Origin of the sequence: Burkholderia humptydooensis, assembly GCF_001513745.1 — a bacterium.
Lineage (GTDB): Bacteria > Pseudomonadota > Gammaproteobacteria > Burkholderiales > Burkholderiaceae > Burkholderia > Burkholderia humptydooensis.
Genome location: NZ_CP013380.1, coordinates 1021514 through 1036818, shown reverse-complemented (window position 1 = coordinate 1036818; position 15305 = coordinate 1021514). Strand labels below are relative to the sequence as shown.

Sequence of the window (15305 nt, the reverse complement as noted above, 5' to 3'; positions counted from 1 at the left end):
CCTTACGTGGCAATCGATCGACATCGAGTTTCGCGACACACGCATCCTGCGAGGTCGGGCATTTTCATCCCGTTGAATTGAACTCATCAAGCATTAACAGCGCCAGGCTGTCGATCTGCTCGCGCATCGCGAACGGCGCGCCACAGGACATTCGTCGCGCCGCGGGAACGATGGCGAGACGGCGCTGCGGGCGTCGGGCGCTCGAACGCCTCGTAATCGCGGCGAGGAATGCCGCGCCGGTCGCGCCGGCCGGCCCGCCGCCGACGACGAGGACTCGTGTGCGATTCAGTAGACGCATGCTTGTTTCTCCTTGCATGGGGGACGCCATGATCGCGAGCGCGTGCGCCCCCCGGATCGGCGATTCAATTCGGATTCTTTAACGATTCGGCCGGGCCTCGGTCTCGCCCGAATCATGCCCGGGTGAACATTGCGGTCTCATCAACGGCGCGCTTGAGTTGGTAGACGCTTCTCGACACGATTGGTACCGTCATGCACGTGCCGTCCTCGTCCGCCTGGTTGCCCCAAAGCGATGTGTTCCGACGAAGTTCCGGCATTCGGAATGCATCGTCATCGCGAAGGAAATCAAATTGGCCCTCATAAAAGGAACCGTAAAGCGGACCCTCAGCTTGGAAATGTTGCTCAGGCTTTTCGAAAAAGGCGTGCGTACCGTGCTGGACGCGTGCCGAAATCGCGTGAAGATGCTCTTGCGCCATACATCCGAGAGGTTGCACTTCTACTGGCCCAAACCGAGTCTGGAGTACACGGCTTGCGTTCGAAGAGATCGCCGGGAAGCTCGGCCTCGGCACTAGCTTGGCCAGCAAAAAGATTGAGTGCCGATTGATCATCGATCCGCCACTTCGACACCGCTGTTTCGCCCTCCCTGATGCGACATTGAGGTACTTTCTTCGAACTGGTCCGGTAGTAAGCCGACCCTTGAGAAGGGCGCTCGTCGATAACAACCAATTGCAGAGGTAGGACTATCTCCACCGAGCCATCCGGATAGCGCTCGGCGACGCCGCGAGTCAAGCGGCAATCGCGCGTACTGCGGTAGACGGCGAAACCACAATCGCATTTGATTTGACTGTTTCTCATCTATAGCACTCCTTATTTATCAAGTGAGAAACGAAGAAAAACGGTTCCAATTGGATGACGAGCGGCGTAAGTCAGGTAAAAGTCCCTTGTGGACGATGACACTTCGCGTGGCGGGCTTCGAACGCGTCGTGGACTCAGGACAGTCCGACCCTGACCGTCTCTCGTTGTCCTATAATGTCATTATTGTCAACGTTGACACATTTGTCAAAGAACGTTGCAAGTGGAACCTTAACCGCTCTTTGAGGAGTATCGTTTTCATGGCGATGGTCAGGCAGTTCGACGAGGAATCCGTGTTGGACAAGGCACTGGAAGTCTTCTGGCAGAAGGGCTGGCAGGCCACGTCCATGTCGGACCTCGCCGAGGCGACTCAGGTCCAGCGCGGTTCGCTCTATCACGCCTACGGTGGGAAAGAGCAAATCTTTCTGCTTGCCTATGAGCGATACACGAAATGCTTCTTGTCGGAAGCGCAAGCCGCGCTTGATGCACCCTCCGCATCACTCGCTTTGCGACGCTTTTTCGACTTCGCAATCGGAAACATGTCGATTGGTTCTCCCCCACGCGGATGCCTGACGACAAAGATGGCGGGAGAAAGTGACGAGGTAAGCCCAGTGGTTCAAGAGTGCTTGCGGACGTTGCTCGATAGGTTGGAGACGCGCATAGCGGAATCTCTCTCGCGCGAGCCGCTTCGGTCATCGTTAAGCATTCCCCCGGCCCAGGCCGCCCGAATGATCGTGGTGTTCTCGCGAGGGCTTACCGTGATCGAGCGCGTTTACCACGATCCGGATCGACTGCACGCAACCGCCAGAAGCTTTACCAAACTGCTGTTAGGCACGTCCGCCTGACGTTTCGATAGCGAGACCCGCTGTTATTTTCCGCATGACGGTGACGGCCACGAGCAGCGAGTTCGCGTGGAAGCACGGCATGCAAGCGGCCCCGGTTGACGTGGGTCGGAGCTGGCTCACGCCGCAGGGGCACGCGAACTCACAGTGAACGCCGAAGCGATCCCGGTGCAGCAACGCCACGCTCGCACCGCTCGCCGGGCCGCGACGCGGCAGTGAAGGCGCTCGGATAGCTTTGCCACGCCCGGATTCGGTTCTGTTTCATCGATCAAAAGTCCTCGCGCTCCCTGCCAACCCATGCATCGGCCACCGCAGCGCCGCGTCGAACGGATTGGTGCGCGGCCCGATCGCATCGGTCTGCCGCCTGAGCAGTTCGACGACCATCGGCAGCCGGTCGTCGCCGAGGCGCGACGCGAGCGTGCCGACGCTCAGCGCGCCGACCGGATAGCCGGTGCGATCGAGGATCGGCACCGCGACGCCAGCCATCCCGTCGAGCACGCCGCTGTTGCGGCCCGCATAGCCGAGTTGCCTCACGCGTTCGATCTCGGTGCGCAGGTACACCTCGTCGAGCACGCCGTAGCCGCGAATGCGCGGTACATTGAAGCGGATCACTTCCTCGCGCTCGGCTTCGGGCAGGAACGCGAGGATCGCGAGGCTGCCCTGCCCCACGCCGAGCGCGATGCGCCCGCCGATGTCGCCGGTAAACGAGCGAATCGGGAACGGCCCTTCGCACAGGTCGAGACAGACCGCGTCGAAGCCGCTCTTCACGAGCAGAAAGATCGTCTCGCCGAGGCTCGCGCACAGCCGCAGCAGTGCCGGGCGGCACAGCGTGCGCATGCTGCTCGGGTTGCCGGCCTGCGCGGCGAGCGCGAAGAAGTCGACGCTCAGCCGGTACAGCTTCGACTGTACGTCCTGCTCGACCATCCCTTCGGCAATCAGCGATTGCAGGATTCGGTGCGCGGTGCCTTGCGTGAGACCGACGGCCTTCGCGAGATGCGTGACGCGCACGCCATCCTGCTGCATGCCGGCCAGCGCGCGCAGGATCGCGAATGCGCGTTGCAGCATGCCGGTGCCCGGCGCGCCGGCCGGATCGGCGGCGCGCGCGTCGTCGCCCGGCAAGCGCGCCGCGGCGGCCATTCCGTGCGAAAGAGGTTCCTGCATGCGGGTGCTCCTCGGCGATTTCGTTGAACGGAATACAGTAGCCGCCATTCTCGCCGTGTCGAAATTTCGCGGGCATTCGGGTGTGCACGGGATTGACGCATGCATTTCCGGATCTTTGCGCCCTTCACTCATCGGAACGGTTTGCACGCGGCTTGCCGTTTCATTCCGATCACCGGAATTTTCCAAAAATTCCTCCCGTTCAGCAGAATTCGAAATTGACGCTCCGAAATATGGCTGGCTAGAGTCCGCGTCAACGACCCATCGGCCGCACGATGCGCGAATCCGGAGCGCCCCATGTCGTTTCTCACGCTAACCGACTTGACGAAATCGTTCGGCAAGCTCGTCGCCGTGGCCGACGTCAACCTGTCGGTCGAAAAAGGCGAGTTCGTATCGCTGCTCGGCCCCTCGGGCTGCGGCAAGACCACGACGCTGCAGATGATCGCCGGTTTCGTCGACGTGACGCGCGGGCGCATCGCGCTCGACGGGCGGGACATCACGCGGATGAAGCCGAACCGCCGCGGGCTCGGCATCGTGTTCCAGAGCTACGCGCTGTTTCCGCACATGAGCGTCGCGGAGAACGTCGGCTTCGGCCTCGACATGCGCGGCGTCGACAAGGCCGAGCGGGCCGAGCGCATCCGCGCCGCGCTCGCGCTCGTGCGCCTCGACACGCTCGCGCACCGCTTCCCGCGCGAGTTGTCGGGCGGCCAGCGGCAGCGCGTCGCGATCGCGCGCGCCGTCGTGATCGAGCCGCCCGTGCTGCTGCTCGACGAACCGATGTCGAACCTCGACGCGAAGCTGCGCGAGGACATGCAGTTCGAGCTGCGCGCGATCCAGCGCAAGATCGGCACGACGACGATCATGGTCACGCACGACCAGTCGGAAGCGCTGTCGATCAGCGACCGCGTCGTCGTGATGGAAGCGGGCCGCATCACGCAGATCGACACGCCTTATCACGCGTACGAACGCCCGGAAAACCATTTCGTGTCGCAGTTCATCGGCAAGGCGAACCTGCTGCCCGGCACGGTCGTCGCGCACGATGGCGACGCGATCCGCATCGACCTCGGGCACGATCTCGCCGAAACAGGCCGCACCGCGCACCTGCCGCCGCGCGAGCGTGACGTGCGCGTCGGCGACGCCGTGTCGCTGTGCATCCGCCCCGAGAAGCTGCGGCTGTGCGCGCCAGGCGCGGGCCGCTTCGCGGCGACCGTCACGAGCCGCTTCTTCCTCGGCAGCCAGTGGCTATATCGCGTCGACAGCGCGCTCGGCGAGGTGCTCGTGTGCTGCCAGAACGAAGGCGCGGAACCGCTCGCGGAAGGCGCGCCGGTCGGCGTCGACTGGCGCAGCGACGCGGTGCGCGTGATGCGCCGGGAGGCTTGAATGCGACAGCCTTCCCGCCCGTTGCCGTCCGACGGCGCGCCGCCGGCCGGCCTTGCGCGCCCGGCCGCCGCCGCGGATGCCGCGCCTGCCCTCGTGCCCGCACGCGTCGCCGCCGCGCGCGCACTGCGTGCGACAGGGTCTGCGCATGCGCCGCCGTGGCTGATGTGCGCGCCCGCGTTCGCGCTGTTCGCCGCGCTCGTGCTCGTGCCGCTCGCGATGACGTTCGTGCTCACGTTCTACCGCTTCGACCCGGCCACGGGCCCGATCGCCGCGTTCCAGCTTCGCAACTATGCGGAAGTGCTCGGCGCGTCCTACTTCCACACGATCTTCGCGCGCACGTTCGGCATCGCCGCGCTGACGACGGCGATCTGCATCGCGATCGGCACGCCGGAAGCGGTGGTGCTGTCGAAAATGCGCGACCCGTGGCGCTCGCTGTTCCTGCTCGCGATCCTCGCGCCGCTGCTCGTGTCGGTCGTCGTGCGCGCATTCGGCTGGAGCATGCTGCTGAACACGAACGGGCTCGTGAACCAGGCGCTCGGGCTCGCCGGCCTTGGGCCGTACAAGCTCGAATACACGACCTTCGCGATCGTGATCGCGCTCGTGCATGTCATGCTGCCGTTCATGGTGATTCCCGTATGGACCGCGCTGCAGCGCCTCGATCCGCAGACCGAGCACGCGGCGCTGTCGCTCGGCGCGTCGCCGTTCACGACGCTGCGCCGCATCGTGCTGCCGCAGCTCGTGCCGGGCGTGCTGTCGGGCAGCCTGATGGTGTTCGGGCTGTCGGCAAGTGCGTTCGCGATCCCCGGCCTGCTCGGCGGGCGCCGGCTGAAGGTCGCCGCCACGGCCGTCTACGACGAATTCCTCGGCTCGCTGAACTGGCCGCTCGGCGCGACGATCGCGGTGCTGCTGCTGGTGGCTAACCTCATCGTGATGCTCACCTACTACCGCGTGCTCGAACGCCGCTACGCGCGCAGCCTCGGGGGCGCCTCCCGATGAGCAAGAACGGCCCCTTCGCCCTCGCGTTCCACACGCTCGTGATGGCGTTCGTGCTCGCGCCGCTCGCGATCGTCGTGCTCGTCGCGTTCACGCCCGACGAAACGCTGACGCTGCCCACGCACGGGCTGTCGCTGCGCTGGTTCCGCGCGATCCTCGACTACCCCGACTTCGTCACCGCGTTCGTCAACAGCGTGAAGCTCGCGTTCGCATCGGCGACGCTGTCGCTCGCGATCGCATTGCCCGCCGGCCTTGCGATCGGCCGCGCGACGTTTGCCGGCCGCGCGTTCCTGAACGGCCTGCTGCTGTCGCCGCTCGTGATCCCCGGCCTTGTGCTCGGCATCGCGCTGCTGCGCTTCTTCGCGCTGATCGGCGCGACTGGCTCGTTCGCGTGGCTCGTGCTCGCGCACATGATCGTGATCACGCCGTTCGTGATGCGGCTCGTGCTCGCGTCCGTCGCGGGCCTCGACCGCAGCGTCGAGCAGGCCGCCTGCTCGCTCGGCGCGGACCCGTGGACGACCTTGCGCCGCATCACGCTGCCGATGATCGTGCCCGGCATCACGGGCGGCTGGCTGCTCGCGTTCATCAACAGCTTCGACGAACTGACGATGTCGATCTTCATCACGTCGCCGCAAACGGTCACGCTGCCCGTGCGCATGTACATGTATGCGACCGAGTCGATCGACCCGATGATGGCGTCAGTGTCGGCGCTCGTCATCTTCATCACCGCCGGCGCGATGCTGCTGCTCGATCGCGTGTACGGCCTGAACCGCATCCTGATCGGTCAACATTGATGTCGACTCCCGTTTCCCGTTCCACCACGTCCGAAGCCACGGCCGACGGCGCGCAGTTCGTGCGCATCGCCGAGCGCGAGCGTGCGCACGTCGCGTTCACGCTCGACGGCCGCCCCGCGCACGCGCTCGCCGGCGACACCGTGCTCACCGCGATCCTCGTCGCGCAGCGCCGCGTGCGCGTGAGCGAATTCGGCGGCCAGCCGCGCGCGGGCTTCTGCCTGATCGGCGCATGCCAGGACTGCTGGGTGCGCACCGAGGCGGGCGCGCGCGTGCGCGCCTGTTCGACGCCGATCGCCGACGGCATGCGGATTCTCACCGGCGCGCGGCCGCCCATCACCGGAGACGCGCGATGAACGACGCGCTGCAACCGGTGATCGTCGGCGCGGGGCCGGCCGGCGTGCGCGCGGCGGAGGCGCTCGTCGACGCGGGGCTGCGCCCTGTCGTCATCGACGAGAACGCGTGCTGGGGCGGCCAGATCTACCGTCAACCGCCTGCCGACGGCGGCTTCGCGCGCGGCAAGCGCACGCTGTATGGCTTCGAAGCCGCGAAGGCCGATGCGGTGCACCGGACGATGGCCGCGCTGCTGCCGCACGTCGACTATCGGCCGGACACGCTCGCGTGGGCATGCGGCGCGGGCCGCGTCGACACGCTGCAGGACGGCCACGAAGTGACCGTGCCGTTCTCGCACCTGATCGTCGCGAGCGGCGCGACCGACCGCATGCTGCCCGTGCCGGGCTGGACGCTCGCGGGCGTCTACACGCTCGGCGGCGCGCAGGTCGCGCTGAAGGCACAGGGCTGCGCGATCGGCCGGCGCATCGTGTTCGCGGGCACGGGGCCGCTGCTGTATCTCGTCGCCTATCAGTATGCGAAGGCCGGCGCGCACGTCGTGGCCGTGCTCGACACGAGCCCGCTGCGCCGCCAGGCTGCCGCCGCGCCGGCGCTGCTGCGCATGCCGTCAACGTTCGCGAAGGGCCTCTATTACATCGGCTGGCTGCACGCGCACGGTGTCGCGATCGAAACGGGCGTCGCGCTCGAACGCGTGCTCGGCGAACAGCACGTGACGGGGCTCGCATGGCGCGCGGCCGGCAACGAAGCGCCGCCGCGCGTGCTCGACTGCGATGCGCTCGGTCTCGGCTTCGGTCTGCGTTCGGAAACGCAACTCGCCGATCTCGCCGGCTGCCGGTTCCGTTTCGATCCGGTCAATCGCGCATGGCTGCCCGAACGCGACGCAGCCGGCCGCACGTCGGTGCGCGGCGTCTATGTCGCGGGCGACGGCGCGGGCATCGCAGGCGCCGTCGCGGCCGAGGCATCGGGCCGGCGCGCAGCGCTCGCGTTGCTCGACGACGCCGGCATCGCGTCTGCGTCTCCGTCGCTGTCCGGCAAACCCGATGCGACCACGCTCGAACGCACGCTTGCTCGCATCGGCGCATTCCGCGCGGGCCTCGAAGCGGCGTTCGCACCGCCCGCCGAGGAAGCCGCGCGCTGCCCCGACGATACGATCGTGTGCCGCTGCGAGGAGATCGACGCGGGCGCGCTGCGGCGCTGCATCCGCGGCGGCGAAGCGACCGAGCTCAACCGGCTGAAGGCGCTGACGCGCGTCGGGATGGGCCGCTGCCAGGGCCGCATGTGCGGCGACGCGGCCGCGCTCGTGCTGGCCGCCGAAACCGGCCGGCCGCTCGCCGACGTCGGCCGGTTGCGCGCGCAGCCGCCCGTGAAGCCGTTTCCGATCGCGGCCGCGCTCGCGGGCGACGACGTCGCGGCGATTCCGGACGAGGCGCGCGATGAGTGAGACCCGGCATTACGACGTCGCGATCGTCGGCGGCGGCCTCGTCGGCGCGGCGGCCGCGCTTGCGCTGGCCCGGCGCGGCCTGCGCGTCGGGCTGTTCGAGCGGCGCGACTGCGGCGCGCAGGCGAGCGGCGTGAACTACGGCGGCGTGCGCTGCCAAGGCCGCCCGGTCGAACAATTGCCGCTCGCGCTGCGCGCGCGGCGCATCTGGGATCGTCTGCCCGAGTTGATCGGCATCGACGGCGAATTCATCGTGTCGGGCCACTTGCGGCTCGCGCGCAGCGACGCCGACCTCGACGCGCTCGACGCGTACGCAACGCTCGCCGGCGAGCACGGGCTGCCGCTGCGGGTGATGCGCGGCGACGCGTTCCGCCGCCGCTATCCGTGGCTCGGCCGCGCGGCGCTCGGCGGCTCGCTGTGCGCGACCGACGGCCACGCGAACCCGCGCGTCGTATCGCCCGCGTTCGCGCGCGCGGCCCGCGCGGCGGGCGCGGACGTGTTCGAGCACACGAGCGTCGACGACGTCCGGCACGACGGCGCACGTTTCCATCTGCATGCGGCCGGCCGCGCGTGCACCGCGACGTGGCTGATCAACTCGGCCGGCGCCTGGGCGAACGCGATCGCGGCACGCTTCGGCGAAGCCGTGCCGATGGAGCCGATCTACCCGAACATGTGGGTGACCGAACCGCTGCCGCCGTTCATCGCGCACAACCTCGGCGTGTACGGCGGCGGCGTCTACGCGCGGCAGGTCGCGCGCGGCAACTGCGTGATCGGCGGCGGACGCGGGCGCGGCGACGGCGAATTCGGCCAGCCGTCGGTCGACACGACGCGCGCCGTGATGCGCGACGCGTGCGCGCTGCTGCCCGCGCTGCGCGACGCGCTGCTGATCCGCACGTGGAGCGGCGTCGAAGGCTGCACGCCCGATCACAACCCGATCATCGGCGCGAGCGGCACGACGCCGCGCCTGCTGCATGCATTCGGCTTTTCTGGCGGCGGCTTCCTGCTCGCGCCGGGCGTCGGCGACGCGCTCGCCGATCTCGTCACGACAGGCGAAACCGCCACGCCGCTCGACGCATTCTCGATCGGCCGCTTTGCGCCGCAAGCCGCGCCGACCGCCCCTTTCCCCCATGAGGAAACCCAACGATGAAACTGCTCCGGACGATCGCGGCCGCCGCCGCGCTTTGCGTAACGTGCGTCAGCGCCCCTGCGTTCGCGCAAATGAAGACGATCTACGTCGGCATGAACGGCGGACCGATGGAAAAGGCCTACACGAGCCAGGTGCTGCCCGACTTCGAGAAGGCGAACAACGTAAAGGTCGTCATCGTGCCCGGCACGTCGTCGGACGTGCTCGCGAAGCTGCTCGCGAACCGCAACAAGCCGCAAATCCACGTCGCGTTCCTCGACGACGGCGTGATGGCGCGCGCGGTCAGCCTCGGCGTGTGTCAGAAGCTCGACGATTCGCCGGCGCTGAAGGAGTTGTATCCGTTCGCGCGGATGAAGGACGACGTCGGCGCGGGCGTGCAACTCGGCATGACCGGCATCGCATACAACAAGAAGTTGTTCGCGGAGAAAGGCTGGACGCCGCCGGCTTCGTGGATGGATTTCGCCGCCCCGAAATACAAGGGCAAGGTCGTGTTCCAGTCCGCGTCGAGCAGCACGTTCGGGCTGCACGGCTTTCTCGCGATCAACCGCCTGCTCGGCGGCAACGAGCAGAACGTCGAGCCCGGCTTCAGCAAGTGGCCGAGCACGGTCGGGCCGAACGTCGTCGAATACATCCCGAACTCGGCGAAGATCTCGGAGATGGTGCAGACGGGTGAAGCCGGGCTGTTCCCGCTGACGCCGACGGCCGTCGGCGACCTGCAGGACAAGGGCATTCCGGTCGCGTATGTGAACCCGAAGGAAGGGCCGGTGCTGCTGCTCGTCGATCTATGCGTGGTCGCGAACAATCCCGATCCGCAGTTGGCTCAGAAGCTCGCGCAGTTCCTGCTGTCCGCGCCGGCACAGACGAAGGCCGCCGAAGCCGGCAAGCAGATCCCGACCAACCGTCTCGCGAAGATGCCGGCGGCGATGCAGCAGAGCCTGGGCAACGTCGACGATCTCGTGCGCAAGGTGACGGTGGTCGACTGGACGGCGATCAACGCGCGCCGCGCGCAGTGGGATACGCGCTGGAATCGGCAGATCGAGCGGTAAGCGGGATGGCCCCGGCCACCCGCTCCTCGCGCGCCTACTGTATAGGCGGCCGGCCGACGTGTCGCATGAAGGCGCCGCCGAAGGTGCTGGCGGAACTGTAGCCAACCCGCTGCGCTATCTCGGCGGCACGGCCTTCGTTGCGGCGCCCGAGTTCGTCCCGATCGCAACGGTACGCGAGCTTTATCACACACGCGCAGGACGTGGCCGAAGCGGTGTGGCGCCCGGCGAACGATCCGTCGAGCCCCCTGCGAATCCCGGCCGGGGCCGACGCCGTGAGCTGGTCCAAGGCGAGCCGGCCCCGAAGCTGAAGCTGCATTCGCTGCAATGCCGATAGTTTGAATTCGCCGCTGACATGAACCGCGAGAACCTGCTCTCGGTCCGCATCCTGAGATGCAGACCAAGCAAGCCTTGGCCGCAGTGAGTAGCCGTCGATGGATGTCAGCAGACAGCCTGACTTGCCGAAAAAGGACCGGCCGGTACATAATACGGCCTTGCCCCATTGAGCGAACAGAAAGAAACTGTTTTTTAATCAATGGGTTGGGTGCAGCGTTATGTTCCCATCGCCCGCTCCACCTCCCCGGCTATGGATGCCCTCCGTCGCCGGAGCATGCGAAGCCGCCTCGTCGAAGGCGGCTTTTTCGTATTTCATACGCAGTACGGGCGGCCCGTCGAACGCGACGCCGTCGCGCGCCGCGCATCCGGCCCGCCCCTCGCCTTTCATTGTCACGATGACCCACGACGACCCGAACGCCCCTGGCGTGCCGCACGACGACGCCAACGACGCCGCCCCCGCTTCGGCAACCGACGCCGCTCAGGCCACCGGCCACGCCGACGACGAATCGAACCCGCTTCATCTGCGCCGCATCCGCAGCTTCGTCACGCGCGCCGGCCGCGTGTCCACTGGCCAGCGCCGCGCAATCGACGAGCTCGGCCCGCGCTTCGTCGTCCCATACGACAACGCACTGCCGGACTGGGACGCGATCTTCGGCCATCGCGCGCCGCGCGTGCTCGAGATCGGCTTCGGGATGGGCGCGTCGACGGCCGAGATCGCCGCGCTTCGCCCGGGCGACGACTTCATCGGCGTCGAGGTGCACGAGCCGGGTGTCGGCGCGCTGCTGAAGCTGATCGGCGAGCAGCGACTGTCGAACATCCGGATCGTCCAGCACGACGCGGTCGAAGTGCTCGAGCACATGATCGCGCCCGGCAGCCTCGACGGCGTGCACATCTTCTTCCCGGACCCGTGGCACAAGGCGCGCCATCACAAGCGCCGGCTGATCCAGCCGACATTCGTCGCGCAGCTCGCGGCCCGGCTCCAGCCGGGCGCGTACCTGCATTGCGCGACCGATTGGCAGAACTACGCGGAGCAGATGCTCGAGGTGCTGAGCGCGGAGCCGTCGCTCGAAAACACCGCGCAAGACTTTGCGCCCCGCCCCGACTATCGTCCGGTGACGAAGTTCGAGCGCCGCGGTCTGCGGCTCGGGCACGGCGTATGGGATCTCGTGTTCAGGAAGAAGCGCGCGGACTGACGCGCGACGCCGCGCGCGCTAGGCGCGGCGTCGACCGGCATGCCCGCCGGTCGAACTGAAAGCCCGCAACGGCGGCGGCACGCTCGCCGCCGCGATCGACGAATATCCGGGCAATGCGTCGCAGCAGAACGGCCGCCGGAACGCCGGACTTCAGGTCCACTCGATCCAGCCGCTATACCCGACGAGCAGCACGAACAGCCCGAACACGATCCGATACCACGCGAACACGGTGAAATCGTGCGACGCCACGTAGCGCAGCAGCCAGCGCACGCACGCGAACGCGCTGACGAACGCGGCGACGAGCCCGATCGCAAACAGCCCGACCGAATCGACGTTGAACGCGCGCCAGTCCTTCGCGGTTTCGTACAGCGTCGCGCCGAAGATCACCGGAATCGCGAGAAAAAACGAGAATTCGGTCGCGACGCGCCGCTCGAGGCCGAACAGCATTCCACCGATGATCGTCGAGCCGGATCGCGACATCCCCGGGATCAACGCGAAGCACTGCGCGAGGCCCACCTTCAGCGCATCGAGCGGCGTCAGCGCGTCGATCGACTGCACGCGCGCCGGCTCGCCCCGCTCGCGCTGCCGCCCCTCCACCCACAGGATCACCGCGCCGCCGACGACGAGCGCGACGGCCACGGGCACCGGCGCGAACAGCACCGACTTGATCGTTTTCTCGAACAGCAGCGCGAGCGCGACCGCCGGGATCGTCGCGATCACGACGTTCATCGTGAACCGCCTGGCTTCGCGCTGCGCGGGCAGCCCGGTCACGACGTCGACGATCCTGCGGCGGTATTCCCAGCACACCGCGAGAATCGCGCCGAACTGGATCACGACGTCGAATGTCTTCGCCTGCTCAGGATGAAAGCGCAGGAAGCTGCCCGCGACGATCAGGTGGCCGGTGCTCGATACCGGCAGGAATTCAGTCAGCCCCTCGACGATGCCGAGCGCCAGCGCTTTGCAAATCAGTATCCAGTCCATCCGTGGCCCGCTTCCGAAGTGAATCAACCGAGGCCACGAGACCGCCGCGGCCGCTCCGGCCGCGCGCGGCGCGACGTCATTTCTCGACGATCGCCACGCGTATGCCGTTTGTAAGAATTGTGATTGTACCGGGTTCGTAATTCACGCCGGCAAATTGCAGTTGCTCCGGCTTGAACGTGTAGATCGGATAGTTGGTCAGCAACTGGGTCGCGAGCAGGCCCGCCGCCGCGCTGATCTGCTGCGTGTACAGTTGCGCATCGCCGTCGACGTTCACGCTATCGACGGCGGGCGTCTTCAGCACGACGGAGCGGCTCGGCGCGTCGTACGCGAGCTGGCCCGACACCGTGAACTTGCCGTTGACGGGCGCGCGCAGGAACGGGCTCTCGAAGCGCGCATCGAGGCGCACCGCGACGCGGTTCTGGTCCGGCAGCAGCCCGACGACCGGATTCGCGAGCGCGACGTCGATCACCTGCGCGACCGTCTTCTGGTATGGGAACTTGCGGGCGACCGCGCGCTGCACGTCGCCTTGCGAGAACGTGTAGTGATCGGGGATGAACGGAAACGTCGACGCGCACGCGGCAAGCGACACGGTAACGCCCGCGGCCGCGCACGCGGCGATCAGGAAGCGGCGCCGGCCCGGCGCGCTCATGTGGGTCATGCTGAATCTCCTGCTGAGGCAAGCGGTGCGGCGGGCCGCGTGTCGGCTTCGAGCCGGGCGAGCCACGCGAGCGCGCTCGCGCGCGACGCGCCGCACATCTCGTCGCTCGGCTGCAGCCCCGTGCAGCACGCGGGGCGTTCGGGCCGGCCGAAGATCGCGCAGCGCTCGCCGTCGAGCAACTGCGCGCAGCGCGCGCCGGCCGGCTTGCCGTCCGGCATGCCGGGAATCGGGCTCGAGATCGACGGCGCGATGCAGCACGCGCCGCAGCCTTCGCGGCACGCATGCGCGGACGTTTCCCTCGAACTCGCGGCAATTTCACCAATCATCACATCAAATATCCGAAAATCCACGCCAATCACCGCCAATCGTCACGAAACGCCCGGCAAGCGGGCAGTCGCGCGCGAACGCCGTATTGTGCCATCCGCCGCTGCGACGTTATTACACAATTCAATGAAACCGCCGGTTCCTATACTGGTCGACGTCACAGAGCACGACTTCGAGCTTCCAGCATGACGCAGCCGATTCCGTCCGAGGCGCTGTTTCGCCCCGACCTGCTCGCCAAGTACATGGCGAACGGCCCTCGCTATACGTCCTACCCCACCGCCCCGCAGTTCCGCGAAAACTTCGATCCCGCCGACTACATCCGCGCGGCGGCCGATCCGGGCGCGTCGGCGAGCGATCTGTCGCTCTATTTCCATATTCCGTTCTGCGCGACCGCGTGCTTCTACTGCGGCTGCAACAAGATCGCGACGCGCAACCGCAAGCGCGCGCGGCCGTATCTCGATCAGTTGAAGCACGAGATCGCGCTGCAGGCCGCGCTCTTCGATCCCGAACGGACCGTCACGCAGCTCCACTGGGGCGGCGGCACGCCGACCTTCCTGTCGAACGCCGAGGCAACCGAGCTGATGGCGGCCACGCGCGATTACTTCACGCTCGCGTCGGACCGCACCGGCGAATTCTCGATCGAGATCGACCCGCGCACCGCGTCGCCCGCGACGCTCGTCCATCTGCGCACGATCGGCTTCAACCGCGTGAGCCTCGGCGTGCAGGACTTCGACCCCGACGTGCAACGCGCGATCAACCGCGTGCAGCCGCTCAAGATGACGTCCGACCTCGTGCGCGCCGCGCGCGCGACGGGCTACCACTCGATCAGCATCGACCTCATCTACGGGCTGCCGCACCAGACGGTGTCGAGCTTCGCGCGCACGCTCGACACGATCGTCGAGCTCGAGCCCGACCGGCTCTCCGTGTTCGGCTACGCGCACATGCCGCATCTGTTCAAGATGCAGCGCCAGATCGACGGCGCCGCACTGCCGCCGCCCGCGACGCGCATCGCGCTGCTCGGCCTCGCGATCGAGCAGCTCACGCGCGCGGGCTACGTGTACATCGGCATGGACCATTTCGCGCGCACGGGCGACGAGCTCGTCCGCGCGCAGCGCAACGGCACGCTGCAGCGCAACTTCCAGGGCTACAGCACGCAGGCGGACGCCGATCTGATCGGCATCGGCGCGTCGTCGATCGGCAAGGTCGGCGACGTGTACGCGCAGAATGCGAAGGATCTGCCCCGCTACGGCGCGGCGCTCGCCGACCAGCGGCTGCCAATCGTGCGCGGCGTAACGCTGTCCGCCGACGACCGGCTGCGGCGCGACGTGATCACGCATCTGATGTGCAACCTCGTGCTGCCGTTCTCGCACGTCGAGGCCGCGTACGGCATCCGCTTCGCGAACAAGTTCGCGCGCGAGCTCGACACGCTGCGCGGCTTCGAGCGCGACGGCATGCTGTCGATCGGCGCCGATCATCTGACGATTCATCCGGCCGGACGCCTCTACGTGCGCAACATCGCGATGGTGTTCGACGCGTATTTGTCGGGCGCGTCCGAAAGCCGCTACTCGAAGACCGTCTGAGCGC

Annotated in this window: 17 protein-coding genes and 2 pseudogenes; 11 read left to right on the top strand and 8 right to left on the bottom strand. The window is 67.3% G+C overall.

What is annotated here, in order from left to right; all coding sequences use genetic code 11:
• Positions 1-64: 64 nt before the first annotated feature.
• Positions 65-298, bottom strand: coding sequence for a hypothetical protein (locus AQ610_RS04755; RefSeq protein ID WP_009917466.1), 234 nt, complete (start codon positions 296-298; stop codon positions 65-67).
• Between the two features lie 341 nt (positions 299-639).
• On the bottom strand, positions 640-1092 hold the full coding sequence (locus tag AQ610_RS35760; protein ID WP_144411918.1) for a hypothetical protein: 453 nt from the start codon (positions 1090-1092) through the stop codon (positions 640-642).
• Positions 1093-1349: 257 nt separating this feature from the next.
• Here AQ610_RS35760 and AQ610_RS04745 point away from each other — a divergent pair, with 257 nt between their 5' ends.
• Entirely contained in the window at positions 1350-1934 is a 585-nt protein-coding gene (locus AQ610_RS04745) for a TetR/AcrR family transcriptional regulator (RefSeq protein ID WP_043282344.1), read from the top strand.
• 258 nt (positions 1935-2192) lie between these two features.
• Here AQ610_RS04745 and AQ610_RS04740 read toward each other — a convergent pair whose 3' ends face one another.
• On the bottom strand, positions 2193-3092 hold the full coding sequence (locus AQ610_RS04740) for an IclR family transcriptional regulator (protein ID WP_015602013.1): 900 nt from the start codon (positions 3090-3092) through the stop codon (positions 2193-2195).
• Positions 3093-3386: 294 nt separating this feature from the next.
• Here AQ610_RS04740 and AQ610_RS04735 point away from each other — a divergent pair, with 294 nt between their 5' ends.
• The 7 genes from AQ610_RS04735 to AQ610_RS04705 are packed head-to-tail and all read left to right on the top strand — an operon-like array spanning position 3387 to position 10232.
• A complete protein-coding gene (locus AQ610_RS04735) occupies positions 3387-4469 on the top strand; it encodes an ABC transporter ATP-binding protein (RefSeq protein WP_006025556.1) in 1083 nt (360 codons plus the stop codon).
• Positions 4470-5465 (top strand): ABC transporter permease, encoded by a 996-nt coding sequence (locus AQ610_RS04730; protein WP_043282342.1) that lies wholly within the window; start codon positions 4470-4472, stop codon positions 5463-5465. It begins immediately after the preceding gene.
• Positions 5462-6256, top strand: a complete 795-nt coding sequence (locus AQ610_RS04725; protein WP_006025555.1) for an ABC transporter permease — start codon at positions 5462-5464, stop codon at positions 6254-6256. Before AQ610_RS04730 ends, AQ610_RS04725 begins: the two co-directional genes overlap by 4 nt.
• Positions 6256-6609: a (2Fe-2S)-binding protein gene (locus AQ610_RS04720; RefSeq protein ID WP_006025554.1), complete on the top strand. Its 354-nt coding sequence runs from the start codon at positions 6256-6258 to the stop codon at positions 6607-6609. The genes AQ610_RS04725 and AQ610_RS04720 overlap by 1 nt, the downstream gene beginning before the upstream one ends.
• Entirely contained in the window at positions 6606-8045 is a 1440-nt protein-coding gene (locus AQ610_RS04715) for an FAD/NAD(P)-dependent oxidoreductase (RefSeq protein WP_006025553.1), read from the top strand. The genes AQ610_RS04720 and AQ610_RS04715 overlap by 4 nt, the downstream gene beginning before the upstream one ends.
• Entirely contained in the window at positions 8038-9189 is a 1152-nt protein-coding gene (locus AQ610_RS04710; RefSeq protein WP_006025552.1) for an NAD(P)/FAD-dependent oxidoreductase, read from the top strand. The genes AQ610_RS04715 and AQ610_RS04710 overlap by 8 nt, the downstream gene beginning before the upstream one ends.
• On the top strand, positions 9186-10232 hold the full coding sequence (locus AQ610_RS04705; protein ID WP_009913343.1) for an ABC transporter substrate-binding protein: 1047 nt from the start codon (positions 9186-9188) through the stop codon (positions 10230-10232). Before AQ610_RS04710 ends, AQ610_RS04705 begins: the two co-directional genes overlap by 4 nt.
• A gap of 34 nt (positions 10233-10266) precedes the next feature.
• Here the strand turns inward: AQ610_RS04705 and AQ610_RS37190 are convergent.
• Positions 10267-10386, bottom strand: a pseudogene (locus AQ610_RS37190) (AraC family transcriptional regulator); the annotation flags it as partial.
• A gap of 28 nt (positions 10387-10414) precedes the next feature.
• Between AQ610_RS37190 and AQ610_RS37185 the strand changes: the two are divergent.
• Positions 10415-10540 (top strand): annotated as a pseudogene (locus AQ610_RS37185) (short-chain dehydrogenase/reductase); the annotation flags it as partial.
• 420 nt (positions 10541-10960) lie between these two features.
• The gene (gene trmB, locus AQ610_RS04695) at positions 10961-11758 is read left to right on the top strand and encodes a tRNA (guanosine(46)-N7)-methyltransferase TrmB (RefSeq protein WP_043282463.1); all 798 of its coding nucleotides are present in this window, start codon (positions 10961-10963) and stop codon (positions 11756-11758) included.
• 150 nt (positions 11759-11908) lie between these two features.
• On the opposite strand, the gene AQ610_RS04690 is transcribed toward trmB, so the two are convergent.
• The 4 genes from AQ610_RS04690 to AQ610_RS38325 form a co-directional block, all read right to left on the bottom strand.
• Entirely contained in the window at positions 11909-12739 is an 831-nt protein-coding gene (locus tag AQ610_RS04690; RefSeq protein ID WP_006025549.1) for an undecaprenyl-diphosphate phosphatase, read from the bottom strand.
• A gap of 76 nt (positions 12740-12815) precedes the next feature.
• Positions 12816-13397 (bottom strand): DUF1439 domain-containing protein, encoded by a 582-nt coding sequence (locus tag AQ610_RS04685; RefSeq protein ID WP_043282338.1) that lies wholly within the window; start codon positions 13395-13397, stop codon positions 12816-12818.
• Positions 13394-13723, bottom strand: a complete 330-nt coding sequence (locus AQ610_RS04680) for a YkgJ family cysteine cluster protein (RefSeq protein ID WP_009913347.1) — start codon at positions 13721-13723, stop codon at positions 13394-13396. Before AQ610_RS04680 ends, AQ610_RS04685 begins: the two co-directional genes overlap by 4 nt.
• Positions 13724-13765: 42 nt before the next feature.
• Positions 13766-13882 carry a hypothetical protein gene (locus AQ610_RS38325; protein WP_006025546.1) on the bottom strand — a complete coding sequence of 39 codons (117 nt, stop codon included), beginning with the start codon at positions 13880-13882 and terminating at the stop codon, positions 13766-13768.
• 24 nt (positions 13883-13906) lie between these two features.
• Between AQ610_RS38325 and hemN the strand changes: the two genes are divergently transcribed.
• Entirely contained in the window at positions 13907-15301 is a 1395-nt protein-coding gene (gene hemN / locus AQ610_RS04675) for an oxygen-independent coproporphyrinogen III oxidase (RefSeq protein ID WP_006025545.1), read from the top strand.
• Positions 15302-15305 lie beyond the last annotated feature (4 nt).